The 25,277-nt window shown below is 63.0% G+C and carries 23 protein-coding genes; 9 read left to right on the forward strand and 14 right to left on the reverse strand.

Features of this window, described 5'->3' with window-relative positions; translation table 11 throughout:
• Positions 1-25 precede the first annotated feature (25 nt).
• From nusA to ACODSZ_RS16135, 5 genes are all read right to left on the reverse strand, one after another.
• Positions 26-1,585: a transcription termination factor NusA gene (gene nusA, locus ACODSZ_RS16115; RefSeq protein WP_175344033.1), complete on the reverse strand. Its 1,560-nt coding sequence runs from the start codon at positions 1,583-1,585 to the stop codon at positions 26-28.
• Positions 1,582-2,076 (reverse strand): ribosome maturation factor RimP, encoded by a 495-nt coding sequence (gene rimP / locus ACODSZ_RS16120; protein WP_175344034.1) that lies wholly within the window; start codon positions 2,074-2,076, stop codon positions 1,582-1,584. The genes nusA and rimP overlap by 4 nt, the downstream gene beginning before the upstream one ends.
• Positions 2,077-2,460: 384 nt before the next feature.
• The gene (gene rluB, locus ACODSZ_RS16125; RefSeq protein WP_488928041.1) at positions 2,461-4,509 is read right to left on the reverse strand and encodes a 23S rRNA pseudouridine(2605) synthase RluB; all 2,049 of its coding nucleotides are present in this window, start codon (positions 4,507-4,509) and stop codon (positions 2,461-2,463) included.
• The gene (scpB, locus tag ACODSZ_RS16130) at positions 4,496-5,410 is read right to left on the reverse strand and encodes an SMC-Scp complex subunit ScpB (protein ID WP_488928042.1); all 915 of its coding nucleotides are present in this window, start codon (positions 5,408-5,410) and stop codon (positions 4,496-4,498) included. The genes rluB and scpB overlap by 14 nt, the downstream gene beginning before the upstream one ends.
• Positions 5,411-5,832: 422 nt before the next feature.
• Entirely contained in the window at positions 5,833-7,917 is a 2,085-nt protein-coding gene (locus ACODSZ_RS16135; protein ID WP_175344061.1) for a putative bifunctional diguanylate cyclase/phosphodiesterase, read from the reverse strand.
• Positions 7,918-8,329: 412 nt separating this feature from the next.
• Here ACODSZ_RS16135 and ACODSZ_RS16140 point away from each other — a divergent pair, with 412 nt between their 5' ends.
• Positions 8,330-9,925, forward strand: coding sequence for an FMN-binding glutamate synthase family protein (locus ACODSZ_RS16140; RefSeq protein WP_008331414.1), 1,596 nt, complete (start codon positions 8,330-8,332; stop codon positions 9,923-9,925).
• Between the two features lie 104 nt (positions 9,926-10,029).
• Here the strand turns inward: ACODSZ_RS16140 and ACODSZ_RS16145 are convergent, their stop codons facing one another.
• The 5 genes from ACODSZ_RS16145 to ugpQ all read right to left on the reverse strand — a co-directional run bounded on the left by ACODSZ_RS16145 (position 10,030) and on the right by ugpQ (position 15,203).
• Entirely contained in the window at positions 10,030-10,266 is a 237-nt protein-coding gene (locus ACODSZ_RS16145; RefSeq protein WP_006464319.1) for a sulfurtransferase TusA family protein, read from the reverse strand.
• Between the two features lie 161 nt (positions 10,267-10,427).
• Complete coding sequence (locus ACODSZ_RS16150) at positions 10,428-10,982, reverse strand: NUDIX domain-containing protein (protein WP_175344037.1); 555 nt, start codon at positions 10,980-10,982, stop codon at positions 10,428-10,430.
• 28 nt (positions 10,983-11,010) lie between these two features.
• Positions 11,011-13,635 carry an alanine--tRNA ligase gene (gene alaS / locus ACODSZ_RS16155; RefSeq protein WP_488928043.1) on the reverse strand — a complete coding sequence of 875 codons (2,625 nt, stop codon included), beginning with the start codon at positions 13,633-13,635 and terminating at the stop codon, positions 11,011-11,013.
• Positions 13,636-13,974: 339 nt separating this feature from the next.
• Positions 13,975-14,193, reverse strand: a complete 219-nt coding sequence (locus ACODSZ_RS16160) for a hypothetical protein (RefSeq protein ID WP_008331427.1) — start codon at positions 14,191-14,193, stop codon at positions 13,975-13,977.
• Between the two features lie 266 nt (positions 14,194-14,459).
• Entirely contained in the window at positions 14,460-15,203 is a 744-nt protein-coding gene (gene ugpQ, locus ACODSZ_RS16165) for a glycerophosphodiester phosphodiesterase (RefSeq protein WP_488928044.1), read from the reverse strand.
• Positions 15,204-15,387: 184 nt separating this feature from the next.
• Between ugpQ and ACODSZ_RS16170 the strand changes: the two genes are divergently transcribed.
• The 3 genes from ACODSZ_RS16170 to ACODSZ_RS16180 are packed head-to-tail and all read left to right on the forward strand — an operon-like array spanning position 15,388 to position 17,720.
• Positions 15,388-15,699, forward strand: coding sequence for a 2TM domain-containing protein (locus ACODSZ_RS16170; protein WP_008331429.1), 312 nt, complete (start codon positions 15,388-15,390; stop codon positions 15,697-15,699).
• A gap of 48 nt (positions 15,700-15,747) precedes the next feature.
• Entirely contained in the window at positions 15,748-16,890 is a 1,143-nt protein-coding gene (locus ACODSZ_RS16175; RefSeq protein WP_008331430.1) for a sensor histidine kinase, read from the forward strand.
• A gap of 29 nt (positions 16,891-16,919) precedes the next feature.
• Complete coding sequence (locus ACODSZ_RS16180) at positions 16,920-17,720, forward strand: LytR/AlgR family response regulator transcription factor (protein ID WP_175344040.1); 801 nt, start codon at positions 16,920-16,922, stop codon at positions 17,718-17,720.
• Positions 17,721-17,738: 18 nt separating this feature from the next.
• Here ACODSZ_RS16180 and ACODSZ_RS16185 read toward each other — a convergent pair whose 3' ends face one another.
• Positions 17,739-17,879 (reverse strand): hypothetical protein, encoded by a 141-nt coding sequence (locus ACODSZ_RS16185; protein ID WP_008331432.1) that lies wholly within the window; start codon positions 17,877-17,879, stop codon positions 17,739-17,741.
• Positions 17,880-18,147: 268 nt separating this feature from the next.
• On the opposite strand from ACODSZ_RS16185, the gene ACODSZ_RS16190 reads away from it, so the two are divergent.
• The gene (locus tag ACODSZ_RS16190; protein ID WP_488928045.1) at positions 18,148-19,899 is read left to right on the forward strand and encodes a glutamine--tRNA ligase/YqeY domain fusion protein; all 1,752 of its coding nucleotides are present in this window, start codon (positions 18,148-18,150) and stop codon (positions 19,897-19,899) included.
• Between the two features lie 115 nt (positions 19,900-20,014).
• Positions 20,015-20,377, forward strand: a complete 363-nt coding sequence (locus ACODSZ_RS16195) for a hypothetical protein (RefSeq protein WP_008331434.1) — start codon at positions 20,015-20,017, stop codon at positions 20,375-20,377.
• A gap of 41 nt (positions 20,378-20,418) precedes the next feature.
• Here the strand turns inward: ACODSZ_RS16195 and ACODSZ_RS16200 are convergent, their stop codons facing one another.
• The 3 genes from ACODSZ_RS16200 to ACODSZ_RS16210 all read right to left on the reverse strand — a co-directional run bounded on the left by ACODSZ_RS16200 (position 20,419) and on the right by ACODSZ_RS16210 (position 23,308).
• Complete coding sequence (locus ACODSZ_RS16200) at positions 20,419-21,432, reverse strand: transporter (RefSeq protein WP_175344042.1); 1,014 nt, start codon at positions 21,430-21,432, stop codon at positions 20,419-20,421.
• A 108-nt stretch (positions 21,433-21,540) separates the two neighbouring features.
• Positions 21,541-21,774: a hypothetical protein gene (locus tag ACODSZ_RS16205; protein ID WP_008331436.1), complete on the reverse strand. Its 234-nt coding sequence runs from the start codon at positions 21,772-21,774 to the stop codon at positions 21,541-21,543.
• Positions 21,775-22,012: 238 nt separating this feature from the next.
• A complete protein-coding gene (locus tag ACODSZ_RS16210) occupies positions 22,013-23,308 on the reverse strand; it encodes a solute carrier family 23 protein (protein WP_008331439.1) in 1,296 nt (431 codons plus the stop codon).
• A gap of 300 nt (positions 23,309-23,608) precedes the next feature.
• On the opposite strand from ACODSZ_RS16210, the gene ACODSZ_RS16215 reads away from it, so the two are divergent.
• From ACODSZ_RS16215 to ACODSZ_RS16225, 3 genes are all read left to right on the forward strand, one after another.
• Positions 23,609-24,025 (forward strand): DUF2721 domain-containing protein, encoded by a 417-nt coding sequence (locus tag ACODSZ_RS16215; protein ID WP_008331443.1) that lies wholly within the window; start codon positions 23,609-23,611, stop codon positions 24,023-24,025.
• A 127-nt stretch (positions 24,026-24,152) separates the two neighbouring features.
• Positions 24,153-24,455, forward strand: a complete 303-nt coding sequence (locus tag ACODSZ_RS16220) for an antibiotic biosynthesis monooxygenase family protein (protein ID WP_008331444.1) — start codon at positions 24,153-24,155, stop codon at positions 24,453-24,455.
• Positions 24,456-24,658: 203 nt separating this feature from the next.
• A complete protein-coding gene (locus ACODSZ_RS16225) occupies positions 24,659-25,228 on the forward strand; it encodes a YqhG/Tai3 family protein (RefSeq protein WP_488928046.1) in 570 nt (189 codons plus the stop codon).
• The last annotated feature ends 49 nt before the right edge of the window (positions 25,229-25,277 follow it).

Raw genomic sequence — 25,277 nt, forward strand, 5'->3', positions numbered from 1 at the left:
AGATGATGTGGAGACGCTCCGCTTTTCAGCGGCCTTCGACAGCGCTCCATGCCTTGGCCTGCAGGGCCTTGGCGCGCTCATCGTATTTGGAATCGATGAGCTTCATTTCATCGTCGGTCACATCTTCAAATGCATTTTCAATCAGTTGGCGCGCGCGCTCGGAAGGCAGGGCCAGGATCGCGCCGAATTCGTCATAAGCCAGGCCGGCAAAGGCCGGCAGCGTCTTCACACCCGCCAGACCCAGCTTGCCAGCCAGCACACGGTCCAGGCCTTCGAAGTTGATCAGTTCCTCTTCCATGCCTTCCAGGCCTTCTTCGGAGGCGATCGCTTCGGTCACCAGGGCGTCGCGCGAGCGGTTGCGCAGCTCATTGACGGTCTCTTCGTCGAACGATTCGATCTCGAGCATCTCGTTGATCGGCACGTAGGCGATTTCTTCCAGGGTCGAGAAACCTTCCTCGACCAGGATGTCGGCCACTTCCTGGTCGACATCGAGCTTTTCCATGAACAGCTTGCGGATCAGCGCGGTTTCGGCCGCCGACTTGTCAGCCGATTCCTCGGCCGTCATGATGTTGATCTGCCAGCGGGTCAGTTCGGCTGCCAGACGCACGTTCTGGCCGCCGCGACCGATGGCGATGGCGAGGTTTTCTTCATCCACCACCACATCCATGGCGTGCTTTTCTTCATCGACCACGATGGAGGTCACGTTGGCCGGGGCCAGCGCACCGATGACGAACTGCGCCGGATCTTCCGACCACAGCACGATGTCCACGCGCTCGCCGCCCAGTTCACCGGTGACGGCCTGCACACGCGAACCGCGCATGCCCACGCAGGTACCGATGGGGTCGATGCGCTTGTCGGCGGTGTAGACCGCGATCTTGGCGCGCACACCCGGATCACGAGCAGCCGACTTGATTTCCAGCGAGCCTTGTTCGATTTCCGGCACTTCCAGTTCGAACAGCTTCATGATGAATTCCGGCGCGGTACGCGACAGGATCACCTGCGGGCCACGGGCGCCGCGGTCCACGCGCAGGATGTAGGCACGCACGCGATCACCGATGCGCAGATTCTCCTTGGGGATCATCTGGTCGCGCGGCAGGCGGGCTTCGATCTTGCCGGATTCGATGATGGCGTCACCGCGCTCCATGCGCTTGATGGTGCCGGTCACCAGGGCATCGCCACGGGCCAGGAAGTCCGCCAGGATCTGCTCGCGCTCGGCGTCGCGGATGCGCTGCAGGACGACCTGCTTGGTGTCTTGCGCAAAACGGCGGCCGAATTCAACGGATTCGATCGGATCTTCAATGTATTCGTCGACTTCGATATCGGGGAACTGTTCCTTGGCTTCGAACAGCAGCACTTCCTGGTCAGGCAACTGCAGGCCGGCTTCATCGGGCACGACGTGCCAGCGGCGGAAGGATTCGAACTCGCCGCTTTCACGGTCGATCGAGACGCGAATGTCGACCTCGCCGTCATAGCGCTTCTTGGTAGCCTGCGCAAGCGCATGCTCCAGTGCGCCGAAGACGACTTCCTTATCGACGTTCTTTTCGCGCGCCAGCGCATCGACCAACAACAAAATTTCGCGACTCATCCTTTGCGACTCCTAAAATCGACCTGCGGCACCAGGTGTGCCTTATCCACATCGGCCAGCGTGAAATTCAACACGGCGGCCGACCCATCGTTTGCTTCAAATTCCAATACCAGTTCCTCGCCTTCCGGTTCACGCAGCACGCCTTCATAGGTCTTGCGGTTGGACGTACCGGGCAGCGGCACGCGCAACTTGACCACGGCTTCGCAATCCACGAAACGCACGAAGTCAGTGAACTTCTTCAGGGGGCGATCCAGCCCGGGCGAGGAGACTTCCAGGCGTTCATACAGCACGTTTTCCACGGTGAAGACGTGCAACAGCTGATGCGTCGCCTTCTCGCAATCCTCGACGGTGATCGAACGCGCTTCTTCTGCTTCGGGGTCGAACGGAAAATCGATGAAGACACGCACCAGACCGCGCTGCGCCTTCTCGAACTCAACCAGTTCGTAGCCCAGGCCCGCGAGGGTGGATTCGATCAGCTCCAGCAATTGCAAGACTATTTCTCCATCAGGATGCCGGTTTGCCAGCGCGGGCAAAGCAGACATCTAAAATTGATCAGCAAAAAAAAAATGGGCATCTGCCCATCTTTTGTTATCTCACGCAACGCGAGATCACACATCACGCGAACCACCGTACTTCCATCGATCATGGTGCAGGCGGATCTATCAATGATTTATCACATATGCGATTCGCGGCAGGTTGCGTTTAACTAACATATTATAACCGATTCAGGTATCCACAGCAAATCCGGAATCATGTCAAATAGGATTGCAGTGCCAAAAACGTCCATAAAAAACGTCATTGCTGCATTTCAAGCGTCACGGGTAGTGTAAAGAAGCTCTTGCCCGCCCCGGCATTGCCGACGGGCAAGAACGTCATCAACGACCGCCGCGCCGGCGATTCATGCCCGGCAGGCCACCCAGCATGAAGTTGGGGGCACTGTTGCCACCGCGCTGGGGACGATTGCCGCGACGCTGGTTGCCGGCATCCGGGAAGCCCAGTGCGGTCTGCAGCGGATCAGGCTGGCGGCTCTTGGGCTGACCGCCCTTGTTGCCACCACCATAACCTGCTCCATTGCCCCCGCCATTGCCATAGTTGCCACCCTGGTTGCCGAAGTTGCCGCCATTGCGCCCCTTCTGCGGACCCTTGTTCTGCATGGCGTTGCCGCGCGGGCCGTTGTTCTGGCCGCGACCGGCGTGACCGGCATTGCCGCCATTGCCGGACTTGGCTTCCCCGGCCTGCTTTTCCAGACCACAGGCGGCCATCAGGTTGCGCACGGCGTTTTCTTCCAGCTCTTCCCAACGACCACGCTTCAGGGTCTGCGGCAAGGTCATGGCACCGTAACGGGTACGGATCAGGCGCGACACGGTCAGGCCGACCGCTTCAAACATGCGGCGCACTTCACGGTTGCGGCCTTCGCCGATGGTCACGCGATACCACTTGTTCACACCTTCGCCACCGCCATCGGCGATGCGCGAGAACTGCGCCGGACCGTCATCGAGCTCCACGCCCGACAGCAGCTTCTGGCGCATGCCCTCTTCCAGCTCGCCCAGGGTACGCACGGCGTATTCACGCTCGATGTTGTAGCGCGGGTGCATCAGGCGATTGGCCAGGTCACCGGAGGTGGTGAAGAGCAGCAAACCTTCGGTATTGAAGTCGAGGCGCCCCACGGCCAGCCACTTGCCAGCCTTCATGGTCGGCAGGCGATCGAACACCGAGCTGCGACCTTCCGGATCGGCATGGCTGACGATCTCGCCCGAGGGCTTGTGATAGACCAGCACGCGCGGCGGACGCTTGCTCACCTTGCGCTGGATCAGCTTGCCGTTGATGCGCACGGCATCGGTGGGCAGGATGCGCTGACCGATATGGGCCGGCTCGCCATTGACCGATACGCGGCCGGCAACGATGAGCTCTTCCATGTCGCGGCGCGAACCCAGACCGGCATCGGCCAGCACCTTGTGCAGCTTGGGCGCATCATCCTCGGCGGTCAGGTCGCGACGGCCATTCTTGCCGCGCATCTGGTGCGGCTGACGGCCACCGGCCTTGGCGCCCTCGTCGCGGTCATACGCTTCCGAGGTCACGTAGGAGAAGATGTCATCGACCGGTTCGGCCGAACGCAGGCCCAGTTGCGGGGCCTTGGGCTTCTTGCCGTTCTTCTCGAAATTCTTTTTGCCTTGCTGGCCAGGCTGACCGCCATGAGCGCCATGACCATTGTTCTTGCCGAACTGGCCGCGCGGCTGGCGTTCGACGGCGGGAGCGACATCGCCCTCGCTCTTGCCATGCACCGGTGCAGCCTCGGCACCACCGGCGGCGGCACGCTGGGCGGCGCGATTGTTGCGCAAGGCACGCGGACCACGCACGCCACGGCGGGCCGGTTTGGCGCGATTGGGATCGACCGGGGCATCCAGCAGCACCGGCGGGGCAACCACTTCCTCACCGACGGTGACGATGACCTTGGGCAATTCGGCCACCGGAGCCGATACCGGCGCGGCCACCTCAGGCGCTGCCGCCTTGGGCTTGGCAGCGCGCTTGGGCTTGGCCGGCGCGGCAGGTGCAGGCTCCATGGCCAGGCTCATCTGAGCCGCGGCCTCGGCGACGGGGGCGTCTGCCACCACATCGGCCTTCCTGGTACGCGGCTTGGTGACGCGCGGTTTCTTTTCCGGAGCAGGTACGGACTCGGCAGCAGGTGTCTCCACCACTGCCACGGCCGGTGCCGCCGTCTCGGCGCTGAGCTTCTTTGCTCGCGGCGCACGCTTTTTCGGCGCAGCCTCGTCAGCGACGGCTTGCGGCGCGGCCGCGATTGCCTCGACCGGCGCAGCGCCGGCCGCAGGCTTGCGGGTACGCTTCTTCACCGGCTTGTCGGATGCGGCAGCATCGGCCGCGGCCAGGTCGACCTGGGTCTCGTCTTTGGAACTAGTTGGCTTCATTCTTCGAATCTGGATGTGGCGGACGCGCGTCATTTCCCCGCTGATCGGCCCGCTCGGTGGTGTCGTTGTGCTCGCCTGCCGCTTCGTCGGCGGCCTCGATGGCGTCTGTGCCAGTTACGGCAACGTCTTGCTCAAAAGGTTCTTGCGCTTCTGGGGAAGCGTCTTCACTGCCTGCAGCGCGCTCTTCCCCGGTGGCGGCTGCGCTATCGGACTGCTCTACATCCTCTGCGGCGATATCCCCGGACCGGGCCGCTTGGACCTCGGCGCCAGGCACCTCGTCTTCTTCCTGCGCCTGCTCTGCCAGCGCCGCCACCCCGCCCTCGAGGGCCTGCAATTCCAGCAGCGCACCCTGGGCAGCAGCTTCACCGCTGACCTGCTGCAGCGGAGGCAATTCTTCCAGCGAACTCAGGCCCAGGTCATCCAGGAACTTGCGCGTAGTGGCAAACAGCGCCGGTCGCCCCGGCACGTCACGGTGGCCGATCGATTCAATCCAGCCCCGGTCTTCCAGCATGCGGATGGTCTGCGTATTGACGGCCACCCCGCGAATCTCTTCGATGTCGCCGCGCGTGACCGGCTGGCGGTAAGCGATAATGGCCAGCGTTTCCAGCGTGGCGCGGGTGTACTTGGGCGGCTTCTCCGGATTCAGGCGTTCCAGGTAGACCTTCATTTCCTTGCGGCTCTGGAAGCGCCAGCCCGTCGACAGGCTGACCACTTCCACCCCCTTGTCGGCCCATTCGGTGCGCAGTTCATCGAGCATCTGCCGGATCATCTCGGCGTTGATGTCGCTGCTCTCTTCGCTCTCGGGATCGACGTACAGCTTTTTCAGGTCATTGATCGACAGGGGCTCATGCGTGCAAAGCAATGCAGTTTCGAGGACTTTCTTGGCCTCAGCAATATTCATGTACCACTCTTGTGCGTCTTGTTGTTAACAAAGTTCGGCTTGCAGCAGGTCTCCGGCGCTACGGCTGCAGTCCGCCCGTCCGGCAGCGAAAGCCGAAACAGGCCGGGTGCGGCAAGTCTTGCGCAGTGCTGGATGCGGCGGCGCTGCCTTCCGGTGTTTGGAGATTGAATGAGCTGGAATCTAAGACCCGGGCAAATCGGCGTCGCGGAGGACTCGCGCTTTCGCAAAGCCGTCATGTCGCGGGGTTGCGGACGGCCGACCTGCACCTTTTCAACTACCGGCCTTGCGTCATGGAGCCTTTGTTGGCCGCACAGGCTGCGGCGGTCGGGGCGCAAAGCATCAAAAGTACTGGGCGGAGTGTAGCACAAAGATTTGCGGGGATGCAGCCTGTTGCAGCCTGCGGACAATTATTTCCATGACCATTACCGGGCGCTTCCCGCCTGCCGGGTCAGCCAGGCCGTGAAATCCTCGACCGTCATGGGCTTGCCAAAGAGATAACCCTGTACCTCGTCACAGGCATTTTCCTTCAGGAAAGCATATTGCTCTTCATCCTCCACTCCCTCGGCGATGACGCGCAGGTTCAGGATATGGGCCAGCGATATGACGGCCTTGACGATGGCTGCGCTGTCAGCATCGCGCGCAATGTCGCGTACGAAGGACTTGTCGATCTTCAGGGCGTCGACCGGGAAGCGGCGCAGATAGGAGAGGCTGGAATAGCCGGTGCCGAAATCATCGACAGAAATCTGCAGACCCAGGCGCTTCAAGGCATGCAGGGTCGCCACGCTCTTCTCGGCATCTTTCATGACCACGTTCTCGGTGATCTCCAGTTCAAGACAGGAGGCCGCCAGGCCGCTCTGCTCCAGTACGCCGGCGACGAACTCCGGCAAGCTCTGGTTGAGCTGCCGTGGCGAGAGGTTGACCGCCACCGGTATCGTCGGCAGCCCGGCCTCCTGCCAGCGCTTGTTCTGGTGGCAGGCGCTGCGCAGCACCCACTCCCCGATGGGCAGGATCAGCCCGGCTTCTTCAGCGAACGGAATGAAGCGGTCCGGCGGCACCATGCCCTGCTCCGGCGACTGCCAGCGGATCAGCGCCTCGGCGCCGATGACACTGCCATCCTTGAGGCTCAGCTTGGGCTGGTAGTAGAGCTTGAACTCGTCCTGATCCAGCGCACGGCGCAGGTTGATCAGCATTTCCAGACGATTGCTGACCTGCGTGTCCATCCAGGGCGCAAAGAACTGGAAGTTGTTGCGCCCCTGCTCCTTGGCGCGATACATGGCTGAATCGGCCTGCTTCAACAGGGTCTCGACATCCTTGCCATCGATAGGATAGCGGCTGACCCCGATGCTGGCGGTGACCTGGAACTCGCGATCGCCAGCCTGCCAGGGGCGCGCCACCGCCGCCAGGATACGCTGCATCACCTCGGCGATGCCGAACTCGCCACCGGTCTGGTTCTGCAACACCAGCACGAATTCATCGCCACCCTGGCGCGCCACCATGTCGGTATCGCGCAGGCAGGCTTGCAGGCGCTGTGCCACGGTCTTGAGAAGTTCATCACCGACCTGGTGACCCAGGCTGTCATTGATGAACTTGAACTGGTCCAGATCCACGAACACCACCGCCGTCAGCCCGCCCTTCTGGCGCGCCGCCTGAATGGCGCGCTGCAGATGCTCGTGCAGCATGTTGCGGTTGGGCAATCCGGTGAGCGCATCGTGGGTCGCGTGATGGCGCATCTCGGCTTCATAGAGCTTGCGCTCGGTGATGGCTTCGACGGTGCCTTCATAACAAACCAGGGTGCCGCCATCGTCATAGACGGCACGGGCGTTCTCGGAGATCCAGATGATGTCGCCATCACGCCGGTACACGCGCGACTCGAAATTGGAGACCGAGCCCTGCTGCTCCATGAGCCGCATGAATTCGCTACGCCGCTCCGGCTCCACATACAACTGATGGCGAATGTCGCGCAGACCGACGATCAGGTCTTCCGGCGAGTGGTAGCCGTAAATGCGTGCCAGCGCCGGGTTGACGGCGATGTAGGTGCCATCGGGCGTGGTCTGGAAGACCCCTTCGATGGCGTTCTCGAAGATGCTGCGATAGCGGCGCTCAGCTTCCTGCAATGCCTGTGCGGCCTCCTTGCGCTCGGTCACATCCTGCAGGAAGCCTTCCATGGCCTCCACCGCGCCGGCGGCGTTGTACAGCCCCACCCCGCGCTCCCACACCCAGCGCAGGCTGCCGTCGGCATGCACGATGCGATATTCGATGTCGATGCGGCGCCGCTCGCGCATGCAGAGATCGATGTGGCTGCGCACCATCGCGCGGTCTTCGGGATGCGTCAGTTGCAGAAAAGAAATGCGGCTGTTGAGCAACAGGTCCTCCGGCGTGTAGCCGGTCAGGGCGTAGCAGCCTTCACTGACGAATTCCAGGGTCCAGTGAGCATCGTCGCGGCAGCGGTAGACCATGCCGTCAAGGTTGGCCAGCAGTGTCTCCAGCAGTCTCGGCGGACGCGCCATGACCACCACCGACTGGCTCTGCGTGGCGTCCTGGCGGCACAATGCCCTGGCCGCAGGGCGCGAGGAGGAGGAAGAGGCCGCCAATGCGCCTCGTGAAGCAACTGTTTTCATAACGACATCGTGTCTCTGGCCTCTGGTGTGCAGGCTGGCTGTGATGGTGCGGTTGGCCCGGGTGCCGGGCACCGGTTCCCCACGGTGCCTGACTGGAAGATTCATCAAAGCAATAAGGATGCCACTGCGCAAGCAGCGGGCCTGAGAAGCGGCACACAGAGCAGTTCGCCAGAATCGGCCGGAAAAACCCTTCACTTCATCGCGCACTACGGTTGAGCGCGGGCGGTAGAATCCATGCAAACCCGCCCACCGACCGCACCGGCCGGTGCAGGTTTCCTCATGACAACTAGCGGACTCTTCTATGTGGGCAAATCGGTATTTCGTGTTCTGGTCAGTGCTCGTGCTGACTGCAGTCTTGCTGGCCCTGGCGGCCACCCATGGCCTGGGCTGGGGCTGGGCGCTCATTCCCCTGGTATTGAGCGTCATCGGCGTCCACGACCTGGTGCAGCGACGCCATGCGGTCTTGCGCAACTATCCGCTGATCGGCCACTTCCGCTTCCTGTTCGAGGCCATCCGGCCGGAACTGCGCCAGTATTTCTTCGAAGATGAAATGGATGGCCGCCCCTTCTCGCGCAAGAAGCGCAGCGTGGTCTACCAGCGTGCCAAGGCCGATGTCGACAGCCGCCCCTTCGGTACCGAGCTGGACATGCAGCAGGCCGGCCATGAATGGATAGGCCATTCACTCTCCCCCACCAAGATCGCCAGCCATGACTTCCGCGTCGTCGTCGGGGCCGACCGCGCCCAGCCGTATTCGATGTCGGTCTTCAACGTCTCGGCCATGAGCTTCGGCTCGCTTTCGGCCAATGCCATCCGTGCGCTCAACCAGGGCGCCAAAAAGGGCAATTTCGCCCACGACACCGGCGAAGGCTCGGTCTCCGAATACCATCGCGAATTCGGCGGCGACCTGGTGTGGCAGATCGCCTCGGGCTATTTCGGCTGCCGCAATGCGGATGGCAGCTTCAATGAAGAGAAATTCACCGTCCAGGCGCAGTCGTCACAGATCAAGATGATCGAGGTGAAGCTTTCACAAGGCGCCAAGCCGGGCCACGGCGGCGTGCTGCCGGCGGCCAAGATCACCCCCGAGATCGCCGCCACGCGCGGCATTCCGATGGGTGTGGACTGCATCTCGCCGGCCGTGCACTCGTCCTTCTCCACGCCGATCGGACTGCTGGAATTCATCGAGAAGCTGCGCGGGATGTCCGGCGGCAAGCCGGTCGGCATCAAACTGTGCGTGGGACACCCCTGGGAATTCTTCGGCATCGCCAAGGCCATGTTGAAGACCGGCATCGTGCCCGACTTCATTACGGTGGATGGCTCCGAAGGCGGTACCGGTGCGGCCCCGCTGGAATTCGTGGACCACGTCGGCATGCCGTTGCAGGAGGGGCTGCTGATGGTGCACAACACCCTGACGGGCATCGGCCTGCGCGACAAGGTCAAGATCGGCGCCAGCGGCAAGATCATCACCGCCTTCGATGTGGCGCGCACACTGGCACTGGGAGCGGACTGGTGCAATTCGGCGCGCGGCTTCATGTTCGCCCTGGGCTGCATCCAGTCGCAGAGCTGCCATACCGATCGCTGCCCGACGGGCGTGGCGACCCAGAATGCCCAGCGCGCCCGCGCCCTGGTGGTGCCGGACAAGGCCGAGCGCGTCTTCCGCTTCCACCAGAGCACCCTGCACGCGCTGCAGGAGCTGGTGCAGGCAGCCGGTCTGCCGCACACCTCGGCGCTGCGGCCGCATCACATCGTGCGGCGCATCAACGACCATGAGATCCAGCTCATGTCCAACGTGCTGAAGTATCTGCAGCCCAACGATTTGCTGGAAGGCAATTATCGTTATCGGGTCTACGAAAAGTTCTGGCCGATTGCCCGTGCGGAAAGCTTCCATCCGGAATTTTGAAGAAAGCTTCATCTCCCCGGACAAACAAAAACCCGCAGTTCAACCGAGCTGCGGGTTTTTCAATGCTGCCAGCCTGATCTTGCCGGGATGGACAGGGGTAGGGCTTATTTGCGCTTCATGAAGAAGATGAACTCGTGTTCATCATTCTGCGATTGCTCCAGCAGATCGTTGCCGGTCTGCTTGGCGAAGGCCTGGAAATCGCGCACCGAACCGGTATCGGTGGCGGTCACCCTGAGCACCTGGCCACTGGCCATGTCCGCCAGGGCTTTCTTGGTCTTGAGGATGGGCAGCGGACAGTTCAGACCGCGCGCATCGAGTTCCCGGTGAAATTGGATGGTCATTACTTCGACTCAAAATGGATCACGACGAAAACGATTTTACTGCAAAATGCGCCGACTTGATGCGTTGCACAAGTTCTGTTGTTTTCGCCGCACTAGGCTTGTGCAAAAGCAAGAAGAACATGTGCCACGATGGAACGGTTCGTCTTGTCTTGTCTACCCGCTTACTTCAGGACCTGGGGTGTTTCGATCGGCGTGCTTGACCCGGCAAATTCGACGTACTGTACCGGCAGCGCACGCCGCCGCATCCAGTCCGCGACGGCATGGCCGGTCCCGGCAGGCCAGGGGCGCAGGTCGGCCGGGGCTGTCAGACGATATTCCAGCAGCTCCGGAGAAAGCCTGATGGTGCCGCTCGCCTTCACGTAGTACGCAATGATCAGCTCGTTCTTGCGCATGAATTCATAGACGCCGATCAACTCGATCTCCTGGGCGTCCAGGTCGGTCTCTTCCTTCAGTTCCCGGGCGATCCCCTGTTCAGGGGTTTCGTCGCGTTCCATGAAACCGGTGATGAGCGCAAAACGCCCTTCGGCCCAGGCGGCATTGCGCGCAGTGAGCATCTTGCCGTCGATCTCCACCAGCGCGGCCAGCACCGGCAGGGGGTTGTCCCAATGGGTCCAGTGGCCATCAGGACAGGCCAGCCGGACCTTGCCGGCCTCGCCTTCATCGGCGCGCAGCACCAGCGATGCCGCGCAGACCGGACAAAACTTGAACTCGCTCATGCGCGCTCCGGGTCAGGGCCGTTGAACATTACAGCTTGGACTGAACCCAGTTGGCCACACCCTGCAGCGCACCCGGCAGAGCCGCCGGCTCGGTGCCGCCCGCCTGGGCCATGTCCGGACGACCGCCACCCTTGCCGCCGACCTGCTGGGCAACGAAGTTGACCAGTTCACCGGCCTTGACCTTGGCGGTAGCGTCCGCAGTCACGCCCGCGATAAGGCTGACCTTGCCATCCTTGACGCTGCCCAGCACGATGGCGGCGGTCTTGAGCTTGTCCTTCAACTTGTCCATGGTCTCGCGCAGGGTGGCGACGTCAGCGCCTTCCAGCGTGGCCGCCAGGACCTTGATGCCGTTGATGTCGACCGCCTGGCTGACCAGTTCGTCGCCCTGGCTGGAAGCCAGCTTGGACTTCAGTGAAGCCAGTTCCTTTTCCAGCGCCTTGACTTGGTCCTGCACCTGGCCGATGCGCGGCAGCAGTTCTTCCGGCTGGGTCTTGAGCGCCGCAGCGGCTTCGGCCACGCGGGTCGAGAGCGACTGCACCAGCGCCAGCGCGCCCTCGCCGGTGACGGCTTCAACGCGGCGGATACCAGCGGCCACGCCGCCTTCGGAGACGATCTTGAACAGGCCGATGTCACCGGTACGGGTGACGTGCGTACCGCCGCACAGTTCGGTGGAAGTACCGATGGAGAGCACACGCACCTGGTCGCCGTACTTTTCGCCGAACAGCGCCATGGCGCCAGCGGCGATGGCATCGTCGTAGCCCATCAGCCGGGCGCCGGTGGCGACGTTGGCCAGCACTTCGCGGTTGACGATGTCTTCCACGCGGCGGATTTCGTCGGCGGTCATCGGGGCGTTGTGGCTGAAGTCGAAACGCGTCTTGTCGGCATCGACCAGCGAACCCTTCTGCGACACGTGCGAACCCAGCACTTCGCGCAGGGCCTTGTGCATCAGGTGGGTGGCCGAGTGGTTGCGCATGGTGCGGGCGCGCTGGTCGGCATCGACCTTGGCCTCGACGGCGTCGCCGATGGCCAGGCTGCCCTTGATCAACTGGCCGTGATGACCGAACACCTCGGCCTGGATCTTTTGCGTATCGGCTACGGCGAAGAGGCCATTGGCCGCTTCCAGCGCTCCGGCGTCACCGCACTGACCGCCGGATTCCGCATAGAACGGGGTGGTGTCCAGCACCACGATGGCGTCCTGGCCGGCCTCGATCTTCTGCACCGGGCTGCCGGCCACGTAGAGGGCCACCACCTTGGCCGACTGGGCCAGCGATTCGTAGCCGACGAAGCGGGTCTTGTCGCCGGTGTATTCAATGGCGGCGGCCATCTTGAACTTGCCGGCGGCGCGGGCGGCGCTCTTCTGGCGTTCCATGGCGGCGGTGAAGCCGGCTTCGTCCAGTTCGACATTGCGCTCGCGGCAGATGTCGGCGGTCAGGTCCAGCGGGAAGCCGTAGGTGTCGTACAGGGTGAAGGCGGTTTCGCCATCGAGCTTGCTGCTGTTGGCGGCCAGCGCGGCTTCCAGAATCTTCATGCCGTGCTCCAGCGTTTCGCCGAAACGTTCTTCTTCCTGCTTCAGCACCATCTCGACACGCTCGGCGGCTTCCGGCAGTTCCGGATAGGCCGCACCCATCTGCACCACCAGGTCCTTGACCAGCTTGTGGAAGAAAGGCTTGGTCTGACCCAGCTTGTGGCCGTGACGCAGCGCGCGGCGGATGATGCGGCGCAGGACGTAGCCACGGCCTTCATTGCCGGGGATCACGCCGTCAACGATCAGGAAGGAGGTGGCACGGATGTGGTCCGCAATCACGCGCAGCGAAGCATTGGAGAGGTCGGTCTCGCCGGTTTCGCGGGCAGCCGCTTTGATCAGCGCCTGGAACAGGTCGATCTCGTAGTTGCTGTGCACGTGTTGCAGGATCGCGGCCAGGCGCTCCAGGCCCATGCCGGTATCGACGCAAGGCGCCGGCAGCGGGGTCAGGGTGTATTCGCCGGTGGCCGGGTCGAGCTGGCGGTCGAACTGCATGAACACGTTGTTCCAGATCTCGATGTAGCGGTCGCCGTCGGCGTCGGGGCTACCCGGGGGGCCGCCCCAGATGTCCGGACCGTGGTCGTAGAAGATCTCCGAGCAAGGACCGCAGGGACCGGTTTCGGCCATCTGCCAGAAGTTGTCGGAGGCGTAGGGTGCGCCCTTGTTGTCGCCGATGCGCACCACGCGCTCGGGCGGCAGGCCGATTTCCTTGGTCCAGATGTCGTAGGCTTCATCATCGGTCTGGTAGACGGTCGCCCAGAGCTTGTCGGCCGGCAGGCCGTAGACCTGGGTCAGCAGTTCCCAGGCCCACTTGAGCGACTCGCGCTTGAAGTAGTCGCCGAAGGACCAGTTGCCCAGCATTTCGAAGAAGGTATGGTGGCGCGCGGTGTAGCCGACGTTTTCCAGGTCGTTGTGCTTGCCGCCGGCGCGCAGGCAGCGCTGCACGGAGGCCGCGCGCACGTAGTTGCGCTTGTCGGTGCCCAGGAACACGTCCTTGAACTGAACCATGCCCGAATTGGTGAACAGCAAGGTCGGGTCATTGCCCGGTACCAGGCTGGAGGAGCGGACGATGGTGTGTTCTTTGGATTCAAAGAATTTCAGAAACTTGTCGCGAATTTCGGCTGAGTTCATGTTCGAAGACGGATAAATGGGCCAGATGCTGCCGGTAACGCGCAGATCGGACCCGGATGGGAGTCGGTGCAAAAAACGATTGCGAACCGATGATTATACGTGATCCCGGCCCGGATACGCAGGCCCGGACGCCGTACCACCACGCCCGCCCGGCAGGCCGGGCAGCGCTTCTCCGGAGACGAAAAAAAACCCGCCGGGAAACCCGGGCGGGTTACAGGATCGGCTGACCCGGCATGGCGCGCTACCCTGCGTTGCCGGACCTTAACTGTGTCAGCCCATCCTTCCGGTAAAACCGGGAGCGGGCCGCGCCAGGCGGACCGCCACAAGAAGACCGGGCGATCAGGCGCCCTTGTTGACAGGCATCGTTGCTGCCTTCTTGGCCTTCTTGTGCTTGTGCTTCTTGGCCTTCTTGGCGTGCTTCTTGTGCTTCTTGTGAGCAGGCTTGGCAGCCGGGGCTTCAGCGGCGGGAGCGCCAGCCGGAGCCGGGGCAGGCTGGGCCAGGACCGGCATGGCGAAGGCGGCGACGAGTACGGCAGCCAGCAGTTTGTTGATCTTCATCGTTTTCCTCTATCTCTCAGTGTTGTGTGCTTCCACAAGTCCACCGGCGTGCTCACGGATGCCGGCCTTGTGCCTCCTTAACGCAAGCATTTCTCGACAGGTTGACAACAACTGTCGACTGTCTGCCAGTTATTGCCTTAGGCAGGTGAATCATAGCTAGCGCAGGAGGATTCAGTCCGCCGGTAAGAGTGCAATTTGTCGTTCATTTCCACGCGGCGCGAAGTGAACGATGTGGACATGATGTTGCCATTGCCAACTCTACCGGCCTACCAGGCGTCGGCTGCGATCAGATCGATGCGGTCGGTGCAGAAGGCATCCACGCCCCACTGGCGGATTTCCTCGGCGCGCGCCATGTCGTTGACGGTGTAGCAGAACAGCCCGACACCGGCCGCTTTGACGGCGGCAGCCAGCGCCGGGGTGAGGTGCTTGTGATTGGTGTGCAGCGCCACTGCCTGCAGTTGTTGCAGACGCGCCTGCCAGTCCTCGGCAATCACATCCACCAGATAAGCGCGTGGCAAGGCTGGTGCCACTTCCTTGGCTGCCAGCAGGGCCTCGAAGGAGAACGAGGACAAGACCGGCAGCGCCGCCCCGCTCTTGCCGGCGAAGCGCCGTGCCACCGCCTGGGCGGTCAGTTCGCCGGTACGGCGTGCCAGCTCCGCAGCGGCGGGCTTGATCTCGACGTTCATCCAGATTCCCTCGGCCAGGCAGAAATCCAGTCCCTGCTCCAGCGTGCAGATCCGTTCACCGGCAAAACGCGCATCCAGCCAGGCGCCGGCGTCGAGGTCGCGCAATTGGGCCCAGTCGCTCTCGGCGATCTTGCCCTCGCCGGGCAGGGTGCGCCCGCGCTGCGGATCGTGCATCAGGATGGGGAGGTCGTCGCGGGTCAGCATGACGTCGAATTCGACGGCGCGATAGCCGTGTTCCAGGCCGCAGCGGAAACCGGCCAGGGTGTTTTCCGGCGCCAGGGTGCCGCCGCCACGATGGGCGAGGATGCGAGGATAGGGCCACATGATGTTCTCCGAGGGTGGGCCTTGCAAAAAGGGGCAAGGTAATCGGCGCATAAGGTAGAGCAGTTCACGCCGTGCCACAAGCACTTCAGGCCAGCCAACCTGCCCTTGGTCGCAAGGTGCTCGCCGGCGGCGCCGCGACGGTGCATTCTTGCCGCATCCTTGATCCACCTGCTGCGAGGCCATCATGCACGAGACTGCTCCCTCCCCCCTGCCCGGCGACAAGACTTGCGCCCCGGGCGCCACCCCCTGCGACTACGCCCGCGCCGAGCGCCGCGTGGCACGCCAGGTCGGCTTTTTCTACCACCTGGGCATCTACCTGAGCGTCAATGCAGCGCTGATGCTGCTCGACCTCATGGGGCCGCGCGCCCACTGGTGGAGCCTGGGGCCTCTCCTTGGCTGGGGAATCGGGGTACTATTCCACGCCTTGCGCGTATTCGGGCGCTTTCCCGCCGGCTGGAAACAGGCGATGATCGCCCGTGAACTACGCCGACGTTGACAGGCCCGGTGCGCCGGGCAGCTTGTTTGCCTCATCACCGAAAACTGCATGACCCGACACGATACATCGATCCCGCCCCGCCTGACCGTCCTGCTGCGCGAGCTGGCGCTGTCCCTGCTGCCCACGCTGGTGATCAACCTGCTGTGTGCACTGGCCGTGACCTACCTGATGCGCATCGGCGGCAGCTTCTATGAAAACCTGCAAGTGTCGATGTGCATCGGCCTGCTGGCCATGCTGCTCATCAACGGCACGCGCCTGGCCATCTGGGGCGATGGCGAGCCCAACAAGCTGGGCTTTCTGGCGATCATCGCGGTCATGGCCCCGCTGGCGGTGCTGCTGGGACGCCTGCTGGCCAGCGTATTGCTGGACCAGCCCATCCTGAGCCTGGTACCGGAGCACAGCGACAACATCATCGCGGTGATGGTGCTGACCTTCCTGGTCTGCTTCGGCGCCACCGTCTTCTTCTGGAACCGCCAGAAGATGGCCGCCCTGCAAGCCCACGCCAGCCAGGTCGAAAAGCAGGCCGTGCAGGCGCAATTGCAGATGCTGCAGGCCCAGATCGAGCCGCACATGCTCTTCAACACGCTGGCCACGCTGCAATCGCTCATCAGCACCGACCCGTTGCAGGCCGAGCTGATGTTGAACCAGCTGGTCCAATACCTGCGCACGACCTTGTCGGCTTCACGCGCCGACAGCACTTCACTGCAAAAGGAATTCGACCTCATCAAGGCCTACCTGGGATTGATGTCGCTGCGCATGGGTCTGCGCCTGACCTATACCCTGCAGCTGCCGGAACACCTGGGCCGCCTGCGCCTGGCGCCGATGCTGCTGCAGCCGCTGGTGGAGAACGCCATCAAGCATGGCCTGGAACCCAAGGTGGAAGGCGGCAACTGCACCGTGCGCGCGGCAGTCCACAACGACATGCTGGTGCTGAGCGTGCTCGACACCGGCGTGGGCCTGCCCACCAGCATCAGCCTGAACCAGCCGCCGGCGCAGAAGGAACCGGTGATCGGCATGCACTTCGGGCTGGACAACATCCGCGAGCGCCTGGCCACGCTCTACGGGCCACTGGCCGAACTCATCATCACCCACAACGTGCCGGCCGGCGCAATGGCGCAGATCACCATCCCGCTCAAGGCCCTCAAGGCGGCCCACCGCAGCAGCAAGAGCAGCCGCCTGCTGGATCGCTGAGTCCCCTGCCGTTTTTGTCGGAGTCCGATATGGCCCATCCCACTGCCCTGATCGCCGAAGACGAACCCCTGCTGGCCAACGCACTGCGCCAGGCCCTGGCGCGCTGCTGGCCGGAACTGCCGGCACCGCATCTGGCGGCCAATGGGGACGAAGCGCTCGAGCGGGCGCTGGCACTGCTGCCGGATGTGCTGTTCCTGGATATCAGGATGCCCGGTCGCAGCGGATTGGAGGTGGCCGGCGACTTGGCCGAGGAGTGGCCGGCGGGGCGTCCCTTCCCGCTCATCGTCTTCGTCACGGCCTACGACGATTACGCCCTGCAAGCCTTCGAGCGCGCCGCCATCGATTATTTGCTCAAACCGGTCAGTCAGGAGCGCCTGGCGCTCACGGTCGCGCGCCTGCAAGGCTTGCTGGCCCGGCGCGCCGCCAGCGACCAGGATAGCCAGCTGGAAAGCGCCCTGGCGCAACTGCGTGCCCTGGCCGCGCCAGTGGCCGAGCCGACACCGCCGCGACTGGACTACATCCGCGCCGCAGTCGGCAACAAGGTGAAGTTGATCCCGGTAGACGAAGTGATCTATTTCGAGGCCACCGACAAATACGTCAATGTGGTCAGCGCCGAGGGGAGCGCGCTGATCCGGTCCAGCCTGCGGGAATTGATCCCGCAACTCGATGCCCGCCAGTTCTGGCAGATCCATCGCGGCACCGTGGTGCAGGTCCGGCAGATTCAGGCGGCGGTGCGGGAAGAGAGCGGCAAGCTCTTCGTGCAGTTGCGCGACCGCCCGGAAAAACTGGCGGTCAGCCGCCTGTTCGCCTATCTGTTCAGGCAGATGTAGCCGCTCCTGGCTCAACCATCAGCGTCCGTAGTAATACCCGGGGCCGTAATAAGGACGGTAGTAATGCGGCTGCGGCGGGCCCACCGGCACCACCACGCAGGCCGACAACGTGGCAGCGGCCACGGCGGCGGCGACGATCAGCTTGATCCAACGGCTCATGATGCACTCCTTGTGTTTTGGCGTTTTTGTTCACTGCGCCCGGCTGATGCCTGGCCACGCTGGCAGAGTGCCAGCCGCGCCCCCTCACAGGTAATACATGGGCGTATCTTGTGTAACAAGAACAGGTAAAAACCTTCATATCGCCTCCAAGGCGCGTTGTCGACGGGCAAAAAAACCTGCCGCAACGGCGGCAAAGCCCGTGGAACCTGGGTAGCTGCGGTAGAATGCCTGCCATCTGAATAAACAGGCATTCCTCCCGATTCATCTCATGAGCAACGAACTGAAAAACGGTCATCCCCCTGCCCCCTCCACCAATTTCCTGCGCGGCATCATCGAATCCGACCTGGTCTCGGGCACCTATGCCCAGCGCAGCAGCCAGGATGGCCAGGCCCTGCCGCAGGTGGTGACCCGTTTTCCGCCCGAGCCCAACGGCTACCTGCACATCGGCCACGCCAAGTCGATCTGCCTGAACTTCGGCCTGGCGGCAGACTATGCCGGCCGCTGCCACATGCGTTTCGACGATACCAACCCCGAGAAGGAAGAACAGGAATACGTCGACACCATCCTGGACTCGGTCAAGTGGCTGGGCTTCTCCTGGGAGCATGAAGGCAAGTCGCACCTGTACTACGCCAGCAACTATTTCGACGTCATGTACGCCTGCGCCCAGGCGCTCATCCGCAAGGGCCTGGCCTACGTGGACGAGCAGAACGCCGAACAGATGCGCGAGAACCGCGGCACCCTGACCGAACCCGGCAAGGACTCGCCGTGGCGCGACCGCCCGGTGGAAGAATCGCTGCGCCTGTTCGAGGAAATGCGCGACGGCAAGCATCCGGATGGCTCCATGATCCTGCGTGCCAAGATCGACATGGCCAGCCCCAACATGAATCTGCGCGATCCGGCCATCTACCGCATCCGCCATGCCACCCACCACAATACCGGCGACAAGTGGCGCGTCTATCCGATGTACACCTTCGCGCACCCGATCGAAGATGCGCTGGAAAACATCTCGCACTCCATCTGCACCCTGGAATTCGAAGACCAGCGCCCGTTCTATGACTGGCTGCTGGAACACCTGGCCGAGGAAGGCTTCTTCAAGAAGCCGCTGCCGCATCAATATGAATTCGCGCGCCTCAATCTGACCTACATCATCACCAGCAAGCGCAAGCTGCGCCAGCTGGTGGATGAAAAGATCGTCTCCGGCTGGGACGACCCGCGCATGCCCACCATCGTCGGCCTGCGTCGCCGTGGCTACACGCCCGAGGCGATCCGTCTGATGTGCGACCGCACCGGCGCCTCCAAGAACAACAGCTGGATCGACTTCAGCGTGCTCGAAGGCGCGCTGCGCGAAGACCTTGATCCCAAGGCACCGCGCGCGGTAGCCGTGCTGCGTCCCTTGAAACTGATCATCGACAACTTCCCCGAAGGCGTGTCCATCGATTGCAGCGCTCCGGTCTATCCGCCCGCGCATCCGGAACACGACACCGCGCACCGCCACTTCCCCATCACCCGCGAACTGTGGATCGAGCGCGAAGACTTCATGGAAGAACCGACCAAGGGTTATTTCCGCCTCTTCCCCGGCAACAAGGTGCGCCTGCGCTACGGCTACGTGGTCGAATGCACCGGCTGCGACAAGGATGAACACGGCAACGTCATCGCCGTGCACTGCAACTACTTCGAAGACAGCAAGAGCGGCACCGAAGGCAGTTCCAACTACAAGGTCAAGGGCAACCTGCACTGGGTCAGCGCCGAACACGCCCTGGCCACCGAAGTGCGCCTGTACGACCGCCTGTTCTCGGACCCGCATCCGGATGCCGGCGGCAAGGATTTCCTGGCGGCCTTGAATCCGAACTCCAAGGAAGTCATCACCGCCTACCTGGAGCCGACCCTGAAGACCGCCCAACCCGGCGACATCTACCAGTTCGAACGCCACGGCTACTTCGTGGCCGACCGCGTCGATTCGATCGGGGGCCAGCCGATCTTCAACCGGGCCGTCACGCTCAAGGACAGCTGGGGCAAGTAAGCACAATCAGGGGAAGACGGCCGCAAGGCCACGCGGGCGGCAGCGCGCCAGTCGTCCGCGCCAACGGGATGGCGCAGCCGGGTGGCCAGGGTCACCGGCAGAGCTAGGGGAACTCATGTTCGAGCAGATCAAGATCCAGCGCTTGTCGATGTCATCCATCTACAAACTGCTGGCCCTCGGTACCAGCTTCTCGCTGGTGCCGTTTTCAACGCTGATGGGTGTGCTCTCGCTGTTCGGCGCACAAACCATCACCTGGGATGGCAAGCACCTGATCGGTTATGACGGCCTGATCGCCTCGCCCTTCATCGGCCTGTTCCTCTCGGCCTTCATCACGCTCTTCCTGGGCACCCTGTGCTGCATCGGGCTGTGGCTGTATTCGCTGTGGCGCCCGCTGTCACTGAAGGTGGAGGCGGTGGACAATCTGGACATCGACCAGCTGATCCGCGAGAGCGAAGAAGCCATGGCCACCCGCGACTGACTGCCACCAAGCGCCACTCAGCTCCACTGAGCGCGGGACACTCAGAATATCTTCATCCACTTGAGGAAGGCCACGGTGGCCACACCGAGGCCGCCCATGGCGCCCATCACGATCCAGAACGAGGTCTCATCATGCAGGCCCGGCAAACCTGCCACGTTCATCCCGAAGATCCCCGACACCAGCGTGGCCGGCATCAAGAGCGCCGTCAGGACCGACAGCGCCATCAGGTTGCGGTTCATCTGCTCCGACATCTGCGAGGCGATCTCTTCCTGCAGCAGCTTGGCGCGTTCATAGACAGCCTCCACGGTGGAGTGCAGTTCGTTGAGTTCATCCAGAGCATGGGTCAGGTCTTCCAGTGCCTCGCGCGGCACCCAGCCTGGACGCAGGCGCTGAAACTGGGCCAGGATGCGGCGCTCCGGTGCGATGAAGCGACGCAGCTCGGCCAGTTGGCGGCGGATGCCGGAGAGCTCGGCGCGGTCTTCGGAACGGCGATCCGAGAGCACCGAGAATTCGATGTCGTCCACCTTGTCATTGAGCTTGTCCAGACGTGCATTGAAGCCATCGGCCAGACAGCGCAGCAGCTCGGCGAACAGGTCCATGGGATTGTCGAAGTCACCGCCGTCCAGCACCTTCTGACGCAGCAGGTTGGTCGACAGAAGCGGCTGGGTGCGCAAGGTCAACAAGCGGGTACGGTCCAGATAGAAATGCAGTGCCCCCTTTTCGGTCCCGGTGTCGCCGATCTCCATCTTCATATCGGTCAGCGTGCCATACACCCCCTCGGGCGTGGCGTGCAGGCCCGGATGGGTGTCGCTGCTGAGCAGGAATTCGGTGATGTACTCGGGAATGTCGCTGTGATGCGCCATCCATTGCTGGATCTTCACATCGGCGGTCTTGACGTGCAGCCAGGCGAAATCCGGTGCGCTGGGGTGATAGTCGACCACTTCATTCCAGTTCATCTGGCGTGCCCGGCCCTCCTCGAATCGGAAGGCGCAGATGAATCCGGCCGGTTCGTAGAGCAGGTGCAGTGCTTGCGGGGTGTCCGGCGGATTGTGCATGAGCGGCCAGGTCAGGAATGGGCGGAAGGCATGAGACCCCGCATTCTAGCGACCGTCTTTGACAGATTTGTGACAGGGCCGTGACGCCCCGTGCACGGCCGCCCCGGCTCAGTAGTTGAAGTTGCGGTTGCCCCAGGCCTCGCGGGCCGCACCGCAGACCCGGATCTGGTCTTCGTTCATGCCGGAGGTGCCATTCAACTGGCACTGGTCGGAGACCGACTTGGCCTCCTCGATGTTCTTGCGGAAATAGGCGTAATCCTTCTTGCCGGCCACGGCGTCACAGGCCGACAGCAACGGCAGGGCGATGCACAGCAGCGCTGGCAGGCGGAGGGCGGATTTCATGCGGTGGTTCCCCTGAAAGGCGGGCCAGGCCCGCGACAGGCAGCGCCGAGATGCGCCCCCGACCGGCCCTTCCCCGGGGCCGTGGCGGCAGCGCTGCGCTGCAACGCGACAAAGTATAGACAGCCGTCGAGGATTGCTCAACGGAAATCTTCACTTTCCTCACCTCATGGTAGAACAAAAAGGGCCGGTCACCATGACCAGCCCCGGTGTGCTGCATGAACGCCTTGTCAGGATGGAATCATCCGCGACGCTTGAGCAGGGCGTGCAGGATGATGGCACCGAAGGTAGCGGTGCCGATGCCGCCCAGGGCGAAGCCGCCCATCTTCAGGGTGAAGTCGCCTGCGCCCAGCACCAGCGTGACGGCGGCCACGATCAGGTTGGTATTGTTGGAGAAATCGACCTTGTTCTCGACCCAGATGCGGGCGCCCGATACGGTGATGAGACCGAACACCACGATCGACACGCCGCCCAGCACCGCGCCAGGAATGGTCAGGATGACCGCGCCGAACTTGGGCGAGAAGCCCAGCAGGATGGCGATCACCGCCGCCACCACGAAGACCAGGGTGGAATAGATCTTGGTGACGGCCATCACGCCGATATTCTCGGCATAGGTGGTCACGCCGGTGCCGCCCACGCTGCCCGAGAGCATGGTGGCCAGGCCGTCGCCGATGAAGGCGCGACCGATGTAGCGGTCCAGGTTCTGGCCGGTCATGGCCGAGACGGCCTTGATGTGACCCAGGTTCTCGGCCACCAGGATGATGGCCACCGGTGCCAGCAATGCCATGGCGCTGCCCTGGAAGACCGGTGCGGCAAAGTGCGGCAGACCGAACCAGGCAGCATTGGCCACGGTGGAAAAGTCGATCGGCTTGCCCAGGCCCATGCCGTTGGTCAGTACCGCGTAGAGCACATAGGCCAGCAGCAGGCCGATGAGGATCAACAGGCGCTGCAGCATGCCGCGCGTAAAGACTGCCACGAAGCCCACGCAGAGGATGGTGGCCAGCGCCATCCAGCTGTCGAAACTGCTGCCGGAGACGCCCTTGACGGCGATGGGGGCCAGGTTCAGGCCGATCACCGCCACCACCGCACCGGTCACTACCGGGGGCATCAGGGATTCGATCCAGCGCGTGCCCACGCCCGAGACGATCAGCCCGATCACGGCATAGACCGCACCGCAGGCGATGATGCCGCCCAGCGCCACGCCGAGGTTGGCGTTGGGACCGGAGCCGGCATAACCGGTCACGGCGATGACCAGTCCGATGAAGGAAAAGCTCGACCCCAGGTAGCTCGGCACCCGACCGCCGACCATCAGGAAGAACAGCAGGGTGCCGATGCCCGACATCAGGATCGCCAGGTTGGGATCGAAGCCCATGAGCAGCGGGGCCAGCACGGTCGAGCCGAACATGGCCACCACGTGCTGCACGCCCATGGCCAGCGTCTGCGGTGCAGGCAGCCGCTCATCGGCGGCGATCACGGCCCCCTGGCCGTCGTTGGTGCTTTGGCGCAGCCGCCATTGGGGGAAATACGAACCCGACATGGAGATCCCTTTCGTTGTGGATTTGTTTTGATTTGTACGTGGATGTGGAACGGGGGCTAGTGTATTGAGCGACCGCACAAATAACAATTGCTGCGGCGCTGCCCCGCAAAAATAAATCCGTAAAAGATTTCGGCCGCCCCGGCGCGCTGCTGCCCGGCGGTGCAAAAAGCGCGCCTGCACCACCCTGACGCCCCAAAACAGATCGCCCGTTTGCGCAAACGCCGGCGACCTTTCCCGGGCATGTTTCTTGCGCCTCGGGAGCGGTTAGAATCACGTCCCCGATTGTTCCCTGCCATGTCGATGATCAACCTCACCACCCCTGCCCTGCTGTTCCCCGCGACCTCGCTGTTGCTGCTGGCCTATACCAACCGCTTCCTGGTGCTGGCGCAGCTGATCCGCAACCTGCAGCACCAGGGACAGAACGATGAACGCGGGCTGGTGATCCGGCAGATCCTCAATCTGCGCAAACGCATCGTGCTGACCCGCTACATGCAGGCCCTGGGCGTGTCCAGCTTCATCATGTGCGCCATCTCGATGTACCTGATCTTCGTGGATCGCAATCACTGGGCCGAGGTGCTGTTCGGCCTGAGCCTGATGCTGCTGGTGCTGTCATTGCTGGTGTCGCTGTGGGAAATCATGATCAGCACGCGCGCCATCGAGATCACCCTGGAAGACATGGCCCAGAAGCTGGAAAAAGGGAGCCTCCCCGTCCAATGAAAGCTTTTCATTCATGGCACGATTCCATTGAAAGCCGGCATCGGACGAACATGTAATAATCGAGCGCCCGGCCGGCCTCGTAGATGGCCGTTCTCGGGCATCCCTCGACTATGCACTGGAGACCCACATGATCCTGGAACTGGCGGACATCCGCATCCAACCCGGCAAGCAAGCAGAATTCGACGAAGCCATCCAGCGCGGCCTGGCGCAAACCATCAGCAAGGCCCGTGGCTATCTCGGCCACAAGGTCCAAAAAGGCATCGAATCGCCCGAGCGCTACCTGCTCATGGTGTACTGGGCCACCCTGGAAAACCATACCGTGGATTTCCGTGAATCGCCCGCCTTCACCGAATGGCGCGGCATCGTCGGCCCCTTCTTCGCCGGTGCCCCGCAGGTGGAGCACTTCGCACTGCTGACCGAATCCGCGTAAGACCGGTGCGCGCCGGGCGCGCCCATCGCCCACCGGATACCCGCTGCGCCACCCGACCCGGTGCTGCGGAACGTTTTCCGGCCTGCCCTTGACTAAGGGGCAGGCCCGGGGGCCGGCCCAAAGAGCCGCCCCCGCAGGCCGCATACCGATGATGCGCCGCCATGACAACAGCGCCGGTCTGCACCGTGCGCAGGAACACCAGAATGACCACACTGCTCCGCTTACTCACCCCACGCCATCTGCGCGCCGGCGCCTGTGCACTGGGCATGCTGCTGGCCCTGTCCGGCTGCAACAACTTCAGCGGTGACGAACGGCAGCAAGCCGAGGTGATCGGCAGCTTCTATCGTATCCACCTCAAGAACCGTGCCCCCGGCCTGCCCTCGGCCGAGGAACTCAAGCAGTTCGAGCCGCTGGTCAGCCGCGCCCTCTACGCCCTGCTGACCCGGGCCGAAGCCGCCGACGTGCGCTATCACAGCGTGGCCGGCCCGCAGGCCGCGCCCCTCATCGAGGGCGACCTGTTCACCTCGCTCTACGAAGGCGCCACCTCCTTTGAAGTGCAGTCCTGCGACAGCGATACCGACCGCGCCTCCTGCCAGGTCGCCTTCCGCTACCAGAACGAGGGTGCCGACGAGTCCTGGAACGACAAGATCCTGCTGGTGCGCCAGGAACACCAGTGGCGCATCGACGATATCGAGTTCATCGGCAACGACCAGTCCTCCCAGCGCGAATACCTCAGCGACAACCTCAACGACGCCATCGACCAGGCCCAATGAGCCGAGGCGGCTCGCCGTCGCACCCCGGCGGCGGAATTGGCGGCCTTTT

It is taken from the genome of Herbaspirillum sp. FG34 (genome assembly GCF_057809315.1).